At 61.7% G+C, this 14,222-nt stretch carries 11 protein-coding genes (1 of these 11 cut by a window edge); 4 read left to right on the top strand and 7 right to left on the bottom strand.

What is annotated here, in order from left to right; translation table 11 throughout:
* The 3 genes from hrpB to CCGE525_RS00300 form a co-directional block, all read left to right on the top strand.
* Positions 1-1,742: the 3' portion of an ATP-dependent helicase HrpB gene (gene hrpB / locus CCGE525_RS00310; RefSeq protein ID WP_120706171.1), read on the top strand. It extends 727 nt beyond the left edge of the window; 1,742 of the gene's 2,469 nt are visible here — the last part of the coding sequence; the start codon falls outside the window, past its left edge; its stop codon occupies positions 1,740-1,742.
* Positions 1,743-1,774: 32 nt separating this feature from the next.
* A complete protein-coding gene (locus CCGE525_RS00305; RefSeq protein WP_205587414.1) occupies positions 1,775-3,082 on the top strand; it encodes an ActS/PrrB/RegB family redox-sensitive histidine kinase in 1,308 nt (435 codons plus the stop codon).
* 73 nt (positions 3,083-3,155) lie between these two features.
* Positions 3,156-3,743, top strand: coding sequence for an ActR/PrrA/RegA family redox response regulator transcription factor (locus tag CCGE525_RS00300; protein WP_120706170.1), 588 nt, complete (start codon positions 3,156-3,158; stop codon positions 3,741-3,743).
* Positions 3,744-3,746: 3 nt separating this feature from the next.
* Here the strand turns inward: CCGE525_RS00300 and CCGE525_RS00295 are convergent, their stop codons facing one another.
* Positions 3,747-4,235 carry an MmcB family DNA repair protein gene (locus CCGE525_RS00295; protein ID WP_120702549.1) on the bottom strand — a complete coding sequence of 163 codons (489 nt, stop codon included), beginning with the start codon at positions 4,233-4,235 and terminating at the stop codon, positions 3,747-3,749.
* A 183-nt stretch (positions 4,236-4,418) separates the two neighbouring features.
* Between CCGE525_RS00295 and CCGE525_RS00290 the strand changes: the two genes are divergently transcribed.
* On the top strand, positions 4,419-5,093 hold the full coding sequence (locus tag CCGE525_RS00290; RefSeq protein WP_120702548.1) for a L,D-transpeptidase: 675 nt from the start codon (positions 4,419-4,421) through the stop codon (positions 5,091-5,093).
* A 275-nt stretch (positions 5,094-5,368) separates the two neighbouring features.
* Here CCGE525_RS00290 and CCGE525_RS00285 read toward each other — a convergent pair whose 3' ends face one another.
* The 6 genes from CCGE525_RS00285 to hslV form a co-directional block, all read right to left on the bottom strand.
* Positions 5,369-7,537 carry a malate synthase G gene (locus tag CCGE525_RS00285; RefSeq protein ID WP_120702547.1) on the bottom strand — a complete coding sequence of 723 codons (2,169 nt, stop codon included), beginning with the start codon at positions 7,535-7,537 and terminating at the stop codon, positions 5,369-5,371.
* Between the two features lie 119 nt (positions 7,538-7,656).
* Complete coding sequence (locus tag CCGE525_RS00280; RefSeq protein WP_120702546.1) at positions 7,657-9,660, bottom strand: hydantoinase/oxoprolinase N-terminal domain-containing protein; 2,004 nt, start codon at positions 9,658-9,660, stop codon at positions 7,657-7,659.
* Positions 9,661-9,744: 84 nt separating this feature from the next.
* On the bottom strand, positions 9,745-11,139 hold the full coding sequence (locus CCGE525_RS00275; protein ID WP_120702545.1) for a cytochrome P450: 1,395 nt from the start codon (positions 11,137-11,139) through the stop codon (positions 9,745-9,747).
* A gap of 48 nt (positions 11,140-11,187) precedes the next feature.
* Positions 11,188-12,141 (bottom strand): DUF1402 family protein, encoded by a 954-nt coding sequence (locus CCGE525_RS00270; RefSeq protein ID WP_120702544.1) that lies wholly within the window; start codon positions 12,139-12,141, stop codon positions 11,188-11,190.
* Between the two features lie 166 nt (positions 12,142-12,307).
* Positions 12,308-13,615, bottom strand: a complete 1,308-nt coding sequence (gene hslU, locus CCGE525_RS00265; protein ID WP_120702543.1) for an ATP-dependent protease ATPase subunit HslU — start codon at positions 13,613-13,615, stop codon at positions 12,308-12,310.
* Positions 13,616-13,658: 43 nt separating this feature from the next.
* Complete coding sequence (hslV, locus tag CCGE525_RS00260; protein ID WP_107106416.1) at positions 13,659-14,186, bottom strand: ATP-dependent protease subunit HslV; 528 nt, start codon at positions 14,184-14,186, stop codon at positions 13,659-13,661.
* Between the last annotated feature and the right edge of the window lie 36 nt (positions 14,187-14,222).

Below are 14,222 nucleotides of genomic sequence, written 5' to 3'. Positions count from 1 at the left end.
CGGAAACCGTGATCGCGCCACTTTACGGCAATCTCGGCCAGAAGGAACAGGACGCGGCGATCCGCCCGGCGCCCAAGGGCACGCGCAAAATCGTGTTGGCGACGTCGATCGCCGAGACGTCGATCACTATCGACGGCGTGTGCATCGTCATCGACAGCGGCCTACAGCGGCTGCCCGTCTTCGAGGCGTCGACCGGCATCACCCGGCTGGAAACGGTGCGCGTATCGCGCGCTTCCGCCGACCAGCGCGCCGGCCGTGCGGGACGAACGGAGCCCGGCATCGCGATCCGGCTGTGGCATCCCGGCCAGACGGCGGCGCTACCGGCCTTCACGCCACCGCAGATCCTGTCCAGCGATCTTTCCGGCCTGGCCCTTGACCTTGCCCATTGGGGGGTGCAGGACCCAGCCACACTTGCCTTTGTCGATCAGCCTCCGGCAACGACGCTCGCCGAAGCGCGCGCGCTATTGCGGCAATTGGGGGCGTTGGACGCCGAAAACGGACTGACCGTACGCGGGCGGCTGATGCGCGATCTGGCCTTGCCGCCGCGGCTCTCTGCGATGGTGATCTCGGCGGCGGAATTCGGCCAGGCGCGAGAGGCGGCGATGCTCGCCGTATTGCTGACGGAACAGGGACTGGGCGGGCAGAGCATCGATCTGGAAGAGCGCCTCCGACGGTTCAAGACGGAAAAGGGAGAAAGGGCTGAAGCGTCGCGCCGGCTGGCTGCGAGGCTGGCGACGGCAGCGGGTGAGAGCAAGGCTGCGGCAGCGGGAGTACCGATATTGACAGGCTCATTGCTACTGCATGCTTTTCCCGACCGCATCGCCCTGCAGCGCGGCGGGCGCGGCCGCTTCGTCATGGCGAACGGGCGCGGCGCGGAATTGCCGGAGACGGAACGCCTGTCCGGGTCGCAGATGCTGGTGATTGCCGATCTGACCGGCCGGGCCGCCCAAGCCCGTATCCTCGCGGCGGCGGAAATTTCGCGTGCGGATGTCGAAGAACATCTGCCGGGCGAAATTCGCACGGAAGACCAGAGCCTATTCGACAAGGCCAGCCGTCAGGTGCGGGCGCGGCGCGTCACCCGGCTCGGCGCCATCGTCTTCGAGGAAACACCCTTGCCGCGGCCGTCCGGCGAACAAGCGGCGAAAGCGCTGGTCGAAGGCATTCGCGAGCTCGGGATCGGGGTGCTGCCTTTTTCGAAGGAGGCGACGCAATTGCGCGAACGGATCGGCTTCCTGCATCGGACGATCGGAGAGCCGTGGCCCGATATGAGCGACGAGGCCCTGCTGTCGCGGCTCGAGGAATGGTTCACACCGTTCCAGACCGACGCGCGCGGCCTCTCCGATATTTCCACCGGCGGGCTCTCCAACGGGCTGATGTCGCTGGTGCCGCATGAGCTTCAGCGCGACCTCGGCCGGATGGCGCCGACACATTTCGAAGCGCCAACCGGCCAGCGCCATCCGATCCAATATGAGGGCGAGGAACCGCTGCTGACGATCCGCGTTCAGGAACTTTTCGGGCTGAAGCAGCATCCGGCGATCGGCGGCGGCCGGTTGCCGCTGGTACTGGAGCTGACGTCGCCGGCGCATCGGCCAATTCAGACGACGCGCGATCTGCCCGGCTTCTGGGCGGGATCATGGAAAGACGTGCGTGCCGATATGCGCGGACGCTATCCCCGGCACCCCTGGCCGGAGGATCCGGCGGATGCTTTGCCGACGACAAGAGCCAAGCCGCGTGGTACCTGAGGATGGCCAGGTTCTTCAGAGGATTGGACAGGATGCCGGATGCGGACGCCAAGCCGCAGGACGAACACCACACCAGCCGGCGGCTCAGGCTGCAGACGCTGGTGCGTCTGCGCTGGCTTGCGGTCGGCGGTCAGACGGTGACGGTGATGATCGTCGCCTTTTGGCTGAAATTTCCCATGCCGCTCTTAGCCTGTGGCGTCTTGATCGCGTGTCTTGCCTGGATCAATTTTTTCCTGACGCTGCGCTATCCGCCGACCCATCGTCTCGAGCCGCCGGCCGCCTTTGCGCTGCTCGGCCTCGATCTTCTGCAGCTCTGCGGGCTGCTTCTGATTACCGGTGGGCTTGCCAATCCTTTTTCGGCACTGGTCTGCGTGCCGGTCATCATCTCCTTCGCCTCGCAGCCGATCCGCTACAGCATGACGCTGATCGTGCTGGCGATGATCTGCATCACCGGGCTTGCCTTTTCGCCCTTTCCGCTGCCCTGGTACGGCGGCGCGCAGGTCAACGTCCACAGCGTCATGCAGCTCGGCGTCTGGTGCTCGATCGCCTCGACCATGGCCTTTGCCGCCTTCTATGCCTATCGTGTCTCCATGGAGGCGACACAGCTCGCCGACGCGCTGTCGGCGACGGAACTGGTGCTGCAGCGCGAAAAACATCTGTCGCAGCTCGATGGGCTCGCCGCCGCTGCCGCCCACGAACTCGGCACGCCGCTGGCGACGATCAGCGTCGTCGCCAAGGAGATGGAGCGCGAGCTCAGCCATGATGATCGCTTCCGCGAGGATGTGGCGCTGCTGCGCAGCCAGAGCGAACGCTGCCGCGATATCCTGAGGCGGCTGACGACACTCTCCTCCGAGGATGAGGCGCATATGCGCCGGCTGACGCTGTCGTCGATGATGGAGGAAATCATCGCCCCGCACCGGGAATTCGGCATCAAGCTTGAGCTGATCGAAAAGAGCCCGCGGACCGGCGAACCGGTGCTCAACCGCAATGCCGGCATCATGTACGGTCTCGGCAATCTCATCGAAAACGCCGTCGACTACGCCCGAAAGAAGGTGACCGTCACGGTCGAGTACGATCCCGATACGCTGACCATCGTGATCGAGGATGACGGCAACGGTTATTCCGCCGATATCTTGACGCGGATCGGCGAGCCCTATGTCACAACACGACAGCGTGACGACACGGCCGGCGGCCTCGGGCTCGGCCTGTTCATCGCAAAAACCCTGCTGGAACGATCGGGTGCGGCGCTTACCTTCGGCAATCGCGATCCGGAAACGCCAGGCGCGCGCATCCGCATCGAATGGCCCCGAATGTTGATAGACAGTAATTCGACAAAATGATTTTCACGGCTTAAAACACCGGTCGTTAAGGCAATAGGACCATGCAGGCGGTCAGCCGCCGGGATTGAACATGATGACGGATAAAGAGCTCACCGACCCTCAAGCGGGGGCCAAAGACGTGGTGGACCATATCGGCCCCGATGCGACACTGCTGATCGTCGATGACGACGGACCTTTTTTGCGCCGGCTGGCGCGGGCCATGGAGACACGCGGTTTTGAGGTCGAGACGGCGGAGTCGGTGGCGGAAGGCGTTGCCAAATCCAAGGTCAATCCACCGAAATATGCCGTGGTCGACCTTCGCCTCGGTGACGGCAACGGCCTCGACGTCATCGAAGCGATCAGGCAGCGGCGCGACGATACGCATATCGTCGTGCTGACCGGCTACGGCAATATCGCAACCGCGGTCACCGCCGTGAAGCTCGGTGCACTCGATTATCTCGCCAAGCCCGCGGACGCCGACGACGTCTATGCGGCGCTAACGCAACGGCCGGGTGAAAAGGCCGAGGTGCCTGAAAATCCGATGTCGGCGGATCGGGTGCGCTGGGAGCACATCCAGCGCGTCTATGAAATGTGCGAGCGCAACGTTTCCGAGACGGCCCGCCGCCTCAACATGCATCGCCGCACCCTGCAACGCATTCTCGCCAAGCGCGCGCCGAAATAGACTTCATTCAGACGAAAAAGACTTACCCGTCGCCCATTCGGCCTGCATCAATCGCTGGGCCGCAGCGCGGGAGAAGTTCAGCGTCACCGACTTGCGCGTGGCGGGCGGCAGGCGATGTTCGGGCGCCTCACGGATCATGTGCGCGCCGTAACCGTCCGACAGGAAGAGCCCGCACTCTTCCGGAAAGATATCGAGTGGCACGTCCTTGTGCGTCGCGAAGAACAGGCGATCGCAATGCAGGCGGTAATCCGGCCATTTGCGGTCGACGCGGAAATCCTCGATCGAGGATTTGATCTCGATGATCCAGATCTCGCCTTTTTCGGAGAGGGTGATGAGGTCGGCGCGGCGGCCGCTGGAGAGCGGCAGTTCCGGCAAGACGGCGTGGCGCATCTCGTGCAGTAATAATTGCACACCTCTGCGTACAAGCATCGCCCGTTCCGACTGGCGGCCGTCTATTAACGGATTATTATTGTAAACACTCAAAATCGTCATGAATTGCCTCAGGGACCGAACAAGCGTTGTTGCAAAAAAACCATGTCCCTTTAATTTGCGTGGCGGCGCTATTTTTGTGGCACCGCATCAGCTTGCAAAGCTAAATTTAATAGAAAATAAACCATAGTCAAAGATGGTGAAAACCATCCCCTATTCCCTGTCACAACTCACCAAGAGACTTCCATGCGCATCCGCAATGCTATGACCGCACTCGGCCTTGTCGCAACGCTTGTCACGGCTGGCTATGCCACCACTGCCGCAGCCACGCCGACCGCTACCGCCAACTCCGCTTCCGACACCGTCAAGACGTTCGATAATGATTACGGCGTCACGAGCGACAACGGCTTCCAACTGCCGGCGATCCCGATCCAGAAGGTGAAGCCGCAGTTCCGCCGCCAGATCGTTTCTTACAAGTCTGACGAAGCCGCGGGCACGATCATCGTGAACACACGCGAGCGCCATCTCTACTACATTCTCGGCAACAACGAAGCCATGCGCTACGGCATCGGCGTCGGCAAGCAGGGCTTTGCCTGGTCGGGTACGGCATATGTCGCCTGGAAGCAGGAATGGCCGACTTGGCATCCGCCGAAGGAAATGGCGGTCCGTCGTCCGGAAATCGCCAAGTATGTCGATGACGGCATGAACCCGGGCCTTGAAAATCCGCTCGGCGCCCGCGCCATGTATCTCTACAATGAAAAGGGCCAGGATACGTTGTTCCGCCTGCATGGCACGCCGGAATGGGCCTCGATCGGCACCGCCGCTTCCTCGGGCTGCATCCGCCTGATGAACCAGGACGTCATCGATCTCTATAATCGCGTTCTGCCGGGTCACAGCACCAAGGTCGTCGTAATCCAGTAATCGCTCTGGCATTTGGAATTCAAAAAGGCCGCCGGATTGATGTCCGGCGGCCTTTTCGTTTGCGGATGGGAGTTGAAGCTGCCGAAAATCCCTTCTCCCCTCGGGGAGAAGGTGCCCGAAGGGCGGATGAGGGGGACGCACGGCAAAGAAATAATTCCTTGAAAACAAGATTACTTCGCGCTCGAGGCGACACCCCCTCACCCTGCCCTCTCCCCGAGGGGAGAGGGAATCTTGCCAAGCATCGCCCTTCGCGGCAAAGCATCACAAACGGATCATCACCCAGCCAGCTTCGCCTTCAGCTCCATACGGCGGCGGTGAAGGACCGGCTCGGTGTAGCCATTCGGCTGCTCGCGGCCCTTGAGCACGAGATCAAGCGCCGCCTGGAAGGCGATCGAGCCATCGAAATTGCCTGCCATGGCGATATAGTTGGGATCACCGGCATTCTGCTCATCGACGACGGCGGCCATGCGCTTCATGGTCTCAACGATCTGCGCCTCGCTGATGACTTTGTGATGCAGCCAGTTGGCCATGTGTTGGGCCGAGATGCGGAGCGTGGCGCGATCCTCCATCAGCCCGACATTATTGATGTCGGGCACCTTGGAGCAGCCGACGCCCTGATCGACCCAGCGAACGACATAGCCGAGGATGCCCTGGGAATTGTTGTCGATCTCGCGCTGGATTTCTTCCGGCGTCCAGTTCGGCCGTGGGGCGATCGGGACGGAGAGAATATCGGAAAGCTTGGCGCGGGGGCGGGTCTTCAATGCCTGCTGGACGCTGGCAACGTTGACACGGTGATAATGGGTCGCATGCAGCGTCGCGGCCGTCGGCGACGGCACCCAGGCGGTATTGGCGCCAGCCTTCGGATGCGCGATCTTCTGCTCCAGCATTGCCGCCATCAGGTCCGGCATGGCCCACATGCCCTTGCCGATCTGGGCGTGGCCGGACAGGCCACATTCCAAGCCGATATCGACATTCCAGTTTTCATAAGCCGCGATCCAGGCGGCCTGTTTCATGTCGCCCTTGCGGATCATCGGACCGGCTTCCATCGAGGTATGGATCTCATCGCCGGTGCGGTCGAGGAAGCCGGTATTGATGAAGACGACACGCTCGCTGGCGGCGCGGATGGCCTCCTTGAGGTTGACCGTGGTGCGGCGCTCCTCGTCCATGATGCCCATCTTGATGGTGTTGCGCGGCATACCGAGCACGTCTTCGACGCGCGAGAAGATCTCGACCGCAAAAGCCACTTCCTCCGGCCCGTGCATCTTCGGCTTGACAACATACATGGAGCCGGCGCGGGAATTCTTGCGGCGGCCGTTCGGACCGATATCGTAGAGTGCGATCAAGCCGGTGATCATGGCATCCATGATACCCTCTGACACTTCGTGGCCGTCGCGGTCGAGGATCGCCGGATTGGTCATGAGGTGCCCGACATTGCGCACCAGCATCAGCGAGCGGCAGTGCAGCTCGAAGCTCGACCCATCGGGTGCCGTGTAGGTCACATCCGGATTGAGGCTTCGGGTGAATGTCTTGCCGCCCTTGGAAACTTCTTCCGCCAGGTCGCCCTTCATCAGGCCGAGCCAATTGCGATAGACTTCGGCCTTGTCCTCGGCGTCGACGGCAGCGATCGAATCTTCGCAGTCCATTATGGTGGTGATCGCCGATTCCAGGCGCACGTCGGAAATACCAGCCGGATCGGCCTTGCCGATATCGGTACCGGCGTCGATGACGATCTCGATGTGAATGCCGTTATTCTGAAGCAGGATATGCGAAGGAGCGCCAGCGGTACCCAGATAACCGGCGAAATGCCTGCCGTCGGCAAGAGCGACGGTGCCTTTCTTCGTTTCAATCGCCAGCGCGCCGCTCTTGACGGCGAAGCCGGTGACATCCTTCCAGCTTGCACCGGCAAGTGGCGCAGCCGTATCGAGGAGATCGCGCGCCCAGGCGATGACCTTTTCGCCACGCTTCGGATTGTAGCCCCTGCCCTTTTCGGCGCCATCTGTCTCGGGGATCGCGTCGGTGCCGTAGAGCGCATCATAGAGCGAGCCCCAGCGTGCATTGGCAGCATTGAGCGCATAGCGGGCGTTCATGACGGGGACGACGAGCTGAGGGCCGGCGATGGAAGCGATCTCGGGGTCGACATTGGCGGTCGAGACGGAGAAGGCCGGACCTTCGGGAAGGATATAGCCGATCTCACGCAGGAAGGCTTCGTAAGCTGCCATGTCCACGGGCGCGCCGTTCTTGCGGTACCAGTCGTCCAGGGCAGCCTGCATCCGGTCGCGTTTGGCGAGCAGATCGCGGTTCTTCGAAGCAAGGTCGTGCACGATTGCCGAGAAGCCGGCAAAGAAGGCATCCGGGTCGACGCCGGAGCCTGGCAGGGCCTCGTTGACGAGGAACTCATAAAGCACCGGTTCGATCTGAAGCCCGTTCTTTTCAATGCGGCTCATACCCATCACTCCTTACGGCCGTCCTACGGCCCTATTTTTACATGCTGCCAGTTTGCGGGCGGTTACGCTTTCCGTCAATTTGGCAATAGTTCGAAAGATTTATGCATTCTTGGAAAGAATCAGTCCGCGGCTATGCGTGGGCGGCCGCTGGCAGTGGCGATGAAACGAGCTTCGACCAGCTTGCGATTGCCCTCGATTTCCGGCGCATCGATCTGTTCGTCCATGGCGATAACGGGATCCGCGGCACCGTTCAACCGCGCCTGCGCCGTCGCCACCTCGATTGCCCTTTCCCGCGCCAGAGAAAAGGTCTTTTGCTCGTCGGTGAAGCGCAAAGTCTCGCCTGCTCCGTTCAGCACATAGACGCCATCCTCGGGCATGGTGACGAAGACTATGGCGCTGGCACGGACCTGACCGACGACGGCGCCGATCGCATTGGCTACATCCGAATCGGCGGGAATGGCGCTCTCACTTGCCAGCATTGCGGCAATGGCGGGGTAATAGACGGGGGCGGAAGCGCCGAGACCGACCAGGGGACGATCGAGCGAAACAGCAAAACGGGCGATGCCCGGTGCGCGACGAAGCGCGCGGTCGATCGAGATCGATTTGGTCGGATCGAGATGGGTAACGCCATCCTCGGCGAGGCAGGCAGCCAGGATGACATCGGCGGACTGCCGGGTCAGGCGATCGACGATCTTTTGCGCCAGTTCCTCAACCGACTCGGCAATCGGACGACCGGAACCGTCCCTCATCCGCATCGCAAGCGCCAGGCCCAGCCGAGCGGCTTCCGCATTCCATTGGTTTTGACGGCCGAGCACATGCATGGCATCTGACGGCGTGAGACCACTGAGATGCACGAGGCCGCGGGCGACCAGACGGTCCAGAGTTGCTTTCAATGATGTCGACGTCAGAAGCTGATCAAGCGGCAGGGGTACCGAGCCGATTTTGTCGAACAGCGCCCGTTCCAACGGTAGCAAGCCGCTCGCCAGATGATCCGGCACGCCCGTGCGCACGGCAAAGCGACCGACGTTGCGGCCAAGATGCGGCGCGCGCAACTGCTGCTCCAGGACACCAATAACCGCTTGCCCATGCATATGGGCGACGAGGCTGAGCGGCAGCAGACGCCGCGGCCCGAGTTCGAAGGCGGCGACAAGGCCGCGATCGTTGATCTTCACTTCGGAATCGCCACCGAGACCATATGTGCGCATAGCGACCGCTTCAACCATGGTCCGATAACCGCCGACCACGGCGCCGTCGGCATCGAGGCGCGGGCGGCCGGCCTCCATGACAGCGACGTCGGTGGTGGTGCCGCCGATATCGGACACCACGGCATCGTCGAGGCCGGTAAGATAGCGTGCGCCGACAAGGCTCGCCGCAGGCCCGGAGAGGATGGTCTCGATCGGACGGAGCTTGGCTTCCGCGGCCGAGATCAGCGCACCGTCGCCGCGCACGACCATCATCGGCGCCGTGATGCCGCGCGTGGTGAGAAACCCTTCACAAGCGCCGACCAGGCGGTCGATCATCGACACCAGCCGGGCATTCAGAAGTGTCGTCAGGGCCCGGCGCGGGCCGCCAAGCTTAGAAGAGAGCTCATGGCTGCAGGTGACCGGCAGATGGGAAATCTCGCGGATGCAGTCGCGCACTCGGATTTCGTGAGCCGGATTCCGCACCGCGAAATAGCCGGCAATCGCGAAGGACGAAACGCTCTTCGAAAGCTCCGGCAACGCCTCTTCCAAGGCGGTCAGATCGAGCGGGTTTTCATTGCCATGAACGTTGTGACCGCCAGGCAGGAACAGTACGGGGTCAGACCCCAGCGCTTCGGCCAGGCCGTCGCGCTTCAGATCGTCGGGACCAAAGCCGATCATCACCAGCCCGGCGCGACCGCCCTGCCCTTCGACCAACGCGTTGGTGGCGAGCGTCGTCGACAGCGATACCAGGCCGATGGCTGAAACCGGGACATCCGCCCTGGCGATGACCGCATCGACCGCACCGGCGATACCGACAGCCAAATCATGCCGCGTGGTCAGCGATTTCGCTTTGGCGACAACGCCGTCTGTTTCATGGAATAGAACGGCATCGGTATAGGTTCCACCGGTGTCAATGCCGAGCAGGAAATGAGATGTCACGGGGATTATCTAATCCTTTGAACGGAAGGTGATGCTGTTATTGCACCCTTCCCGTCTGGTCCGCTAGCCGCGAAGCGGCAAATCCTATCGCCTGGTCACCCGCATCGGTAGCCCGCCTTGCGGCTGCGTCGTCAGCTTCTGCACCGGCCATGGATTGGTCTCATCGGTCACATCGTAACGGAAGCGGTGCATCATGACGGCAAGGGCGATGACGGCTTCCTGCAGGGCAAAGGTGGCACCGATGCAGACGCGCGGGCCGGCGCCGAAGGGCAGGTACTGAAAGCGGTTGATCTTGCCACGATTTTCCGGAAGGAAACGTTCGGGCATGAAGGCACGCGGCTTGTCCCAATAAAGCGCATGGCGATGCAGCGTCCACGGCATGATCAGCACGGTGATCCCGGCCGGAATCTCGACGCGCTCCCCGCTCGGGCTTGTCCATTCATCATCGGCGATCGAGGCGCGGTTGATAGATGGCGCCGGCGGATAAAGGCGCATCGCTTCCTCGAAGGCGGCACGGACATTCGGCATCAGGTCGAGCCAGGCGACGGGCTCGGCCCCGCTGGCGAGCACCTGATCGATCTCTGCCTCCATGGTCTCGCGAATATGTGGGGTGTTGGCGACGCAATAGAGCGTCCAGGCAAGCGCGCGCGCCGTCGTTTCATGGCCGGCGCCAATGAAGGTCAGGATATTGTCCTCGATTTCCTCCATGGTCAGGCCATCCGGGCCGGCTTTTTCCAAAAGCAGCGTCAGGAAATCGTCGGGTGCGCTGGCACGATCCCGATGCATCTTGTCGAGACGACGATCCATCGTCTTGCGGACAATGCCACGAAACTTGTCGAGCACCTTCGGGCCGCCGATGCGGGTGACGCGCGGCACCCAGGCCGGCGCACGCAAAAGGTCCATCGGATCGACGCGGCCCATGCGATGCAGAAGCTGGTTGACATCGTCGGCGAAGTGGCCGCTTTCGGTGACAATCTCGCCGGAAAACAGCGTTTCGGCGAGGACGGCGAAGGTGAGTTCGGTCATGTCGATGGCGATGTCGAAAACTTTGCCCTCGCTGCCGGAATTCTCGTATTTACGAACATAGGCTTCGGTCTGGCTCAGCATCTGGCCGGCAAAGCCCTGGGCGTGGCGTGGCGTGAAGACCGGCGCGACGGCCTTGCGCGAGCGCTTCCAAACCTGGCCTTCCGCCGTCAGCAGGCCGTCACGCAGGATCGGCCGGAGCACGAGCTGGCGGATCTCCGACATGCAGTAATTGGAGGCATTGTCGACCAGAACATGCTTGATCAAGCCGGGATCATTGACGATCAGCGTGCGCTCGCGAAAGAAGCGCGTCATGATCCACGGCAGCGTATAGGAGGGCTCGCCCCATAATTCCAGCGGATTGCGCAGGATGGTGCGGATGATCGTCAGCCGCGACGGCGGGACAGTGCGCGGGATCGGGGCTGGCGGACAGAAGGCTTCCGGGATCATGTCCATGAGATCTAATCTCCTCGAAAACCTTATTTTCCCGAAGACTCCAGAAGTTTAGAGCAGCGACTTCAGATCGTCCAGCTTATCATTGATAAGCCAGCCATAGTAATTTTCCTCCGGCCAGACCGGCTGTGACGCCGCCCGGTTCTTGGCGGCCAGTGCGGAGGCGCGCTGGCGAGAATTGCCGACATTGTAGAGCGTGGCCGTGATGCCCGGATTACCCGAAATGTCCATGCCGGCAATCGAGCGGTAGTCATCGATCGACTTGCGGATAGCCGCAGCGACGAAGGCGAGCGACAGATCCGGATCCATGATGGCCTTGTAGACGCCGCCGGCATCCTTTTCATCCAGCTTCGGAATACCGGACGTGCTGCTGACGAGATCGGAAAGCTCCAGCGCCGTCAGGGGATTGACCTGGCCGAGGCCGAAGGTCTGGCCGGCATAGAAAGGCTGGAAGAACACGGCACTGAAACGATTGTCGGGGAAGGATTTGCCACCGACCTTCTTGCCCCGGAAATCGCTTTCCCAGACATCGTCGCGGCAGATCCAGAGGCTGTAGGAATCCCTCTTGCTCTTGCAGGCGTCGAATTGCGGTCGGGCGACAAAATCGTCGACGTCTTCGCCGTTATAGGCGAAGCGGAAACTCTGGCCGGCATAGGAGGCGGCTTTCACATAATAGGACTGCAGGCCGTCATAGGCGTCGACATTATAAGTATGCTCGCCGACCAGCGCGCCGATGATGTGGATCGGATCGATGCCGTAGGCGCGCGCCGTCGACTTGATCTTCGACATCAGCCGGGTATCTGTCGCCAGCAGTTCGTGAACTTTCTGGTATTTGCGCTCGAAGGTCGAATTCGTGCCCTTGGTGCGGCGCACGGAAGCACCGGGGATCGGCGGCTGCTCGGCGTTGCGGTTGCCAGGCGGCACCACGGTGGCCGCATCCGCATAGGCTGGTATCCAGGAGAGGCTGACAACCGCCAGAAGAAGGGTGATCAGAATGCGTCGCACGATGGCTGCCCAGTCGAAGTTTCATCCGATGTTTCAATGCGGCTCACTGACGGACAATCTTGGCCGAATAAAGCCATCGCACACAAGGAAACAGGCCCCTAACTAAAAAGTTAACGGCCCGCTGTCGAGTGATTAATATTTCAGGATGCCGTCACGAGAGCATCCCTTAGAGAATGAAGCGTGACAGGTCGGTGTTGGTGGCGAGATCGCCGACATGTTCACGCACATAATCGGCATCGATGGTCACCGACACGCCGGCGCGATCCGAAGCGTTGTAGGAGATCTCATCCAACACCCGCTCCATCACCGTCTGCAGGCGGCGCGCGCCGATGTTTTCGACAGTGGAGTTCAAGTGCACGGCGACATCGGCCAAGGCGTCGATGGCGTCGTCGGTGAAATCGAGCTTCAGGTCTTCCGTCTCCATCAGCGCCTTGTACTGGCGGATGAGGCTGGCTTCCGGCTCCGTCAGGATGCGGCGGAAATCCTCCTTGCTGAGCGGCTTCAGTTCAACGCGGATCGGCAAGCGGCCCTGCAATTCCGGCAGGAGATCCGAAGGCTTCGACACATGGAACGCGCCGGAGGCGATGAAGAGGATATGGTCGGTCTTCACCGGACCATATTTGGTCGAAACCGTCGTGCCTTCGACCAGCGGCAGCAGGTCGCGCTGCACGCCTTCGCGGGAAACGCCGGCACCCATGCCGCCGTCGCGGGCAGCGATCTTGTCGATCTCGTCCAGGAAGACGATGCCATCATTCTCGGCGGACTGCACCGCTTCGCGCTGGATCGCCTCATTGTCGATCAGCTTGTCGGATTCGTCGCGGATCAGCTCCTTGTAGGAATCCTTCACCGTGGTGCGCACCTTCTTGGTGCGGCCGCCCATGGCCTTTCCGAACATTTCGGAGAGGTTGAGCACACCGATATTGGCACCGGGCATGCCGGGGATCTCGAAGCCGGGCATTCCGGAGCCGCTGTCAGCAACTTCGATGTCGATTTCCTTGTCGTCCAGCTGGCCCTCGCGCAGCTTCTTGCGGAAGCTGTCGCGGGTTGCCGGCGAGGCGGTCGCGCCGACCAGAGCGTCGAGTACCCGTTCTTCCGCGCTCATATGCGCCTTCGCCTGAACCTCGGCGCGCTTCTTTTCGCGCACCAGGCCGATGCCGACCTCGACGAGATCGCGGACGATCTGTTCGACGTCACGGCCGACATAGCCGACCTCGGTGAATTTCGTGGCTTCCACCTTGATGAAAGGCGCGCCGGCGAGCTTGGCGAGACGACGGGAGATTTCCGTCTTGCCGACGCCGGTCGGGCCGATCATCAGGATGTTCTTGGGCATGACTTCGTCGCGCAGATCGGGCTCGAGCTGCTGGCGGCGCCAGCGGTTGCGCAGTGCAATCGCCACGGCGCGTTTGGCCTCATGCTGGCCGACAATATAGCGGTCGAGTTCGGAAACGATCTCGCGGGGGGAAAAAGTGGTCATTTCGTGTGCTTCCCGTCAGGGCTAGAAACAATCAAGAGAGGAATTAGGATTCGGAGTCGAGCGTTTCGACCACCACGTTGTGATTGGTATAGACGCAGATGTCGGCGGCGATGTCGAGCGCACGGCGGGCGACGTCCTCGGCCGATTTGTCGGTATCCATCAGAGCGCGGGCGGCGGCGAGCGCAAAATTACCGCCGGAACCGATCGCCATGGCGCCGTGTTCGGGCTCGAGCACATCGCCGTTGCCGGTGACGGCGAGCGTCACTTGTTTGTCGGCGACCAGCATCATTGCTTCGAGATTGCGCAGATATTTGTCCGTGCGCCAGTCCTTGGCGAGTTCGACGGCGGCGCGCATCAACTGGCCGGGATATTGTTCGAGCTTCTTTTCAAGCCGCTCGAGGAGCGTAAAGGCATCGGCGGTCGCACCGGCGAAACCGGCAATCACGTCACCCTTGCCGATGCGGCGAACCTTGCGGGCATTGCCCTTCATCACGGTCTGGCCAAGGCTCACCTGGCCATCGCCAGCCATCACTACCTTGCCGCCCTTGCGAATAGTCACAATTGTCGTCATCTAAACACCTGTTTGCCCCCATTTTGGCGGGCGTTC

This window comes from Rhizobium jaguaris, from assembly GCF_003627755.1.
GTDB lineage: Bacteria > Pseudomonadota > Alphaproteobacteria > Rhizobiales > Rhizobiaceae > Rhizobium > Rhizobium jaguaris.
Note: the sequence above shows the minus strand (reverse complement) of the source record. Positions and strands in the feature narration are given on the sequence as shown.

Bases quoted from the DNA above. Each gene is read 5' to 3' on its own strand.
- CCGE525_RS00305 (WP_205587414.1), top strand. From the start codon at position 1,775: ATGCCGGATGCGGACGCCAAGCCGCAGGACGAACACCACACCAGCCGG.
- CCGE525_RS00300 (WP_120706170.1), top strand. From the start codon at position 3,156: ATGACGGATAAAGAGCTCACCGACCCTCAAGCGGGGGCCAAAGACGTG.
- CCGE525_RS00295 (WP_120702549.1), bottom strand. From the start codon at position 4,235: ATGACGATTTTGAGTGTTTACAATAATAATCCGTTAATAGACGGCCGC.
- CCGE525_RS00290 (WP_120702548.1), top strand. From the start codon at position 4,419: ATGCGCATCCGCAATGCTATGACCGCACTCGGCCTTGTCGCAACGCTT.
- CCGE525_RS00285 (WP_120702547.1), bottom strand. From the start codon at position 7,537: ATGAGCCGCATTGAAAAGAACGGGCTTCAGATCGAACCGGTGCTTTAT.
- CCGE525_RS00275 (WP_120702545.1), bottom strand. From the start codon at position 11,139: ATGGACATGATCCCGGAAGCCTTCTGTCCGCCAGCCCCGATCCCGCGC.
- hslU (WP_120702543.1), bottom strand. From the start codon at position 13,615: ATGACCACTTTTTCCCCCCGCGAGATCGTTTCCGAACTCGACCGCTAT.
- hslV (WP_107106416.1), bottom strand. From the start codon at position 14,186: ATGACGACAATTGTGACTATTCGCAAGGGCGGCAAGGTAGTGATGGCT.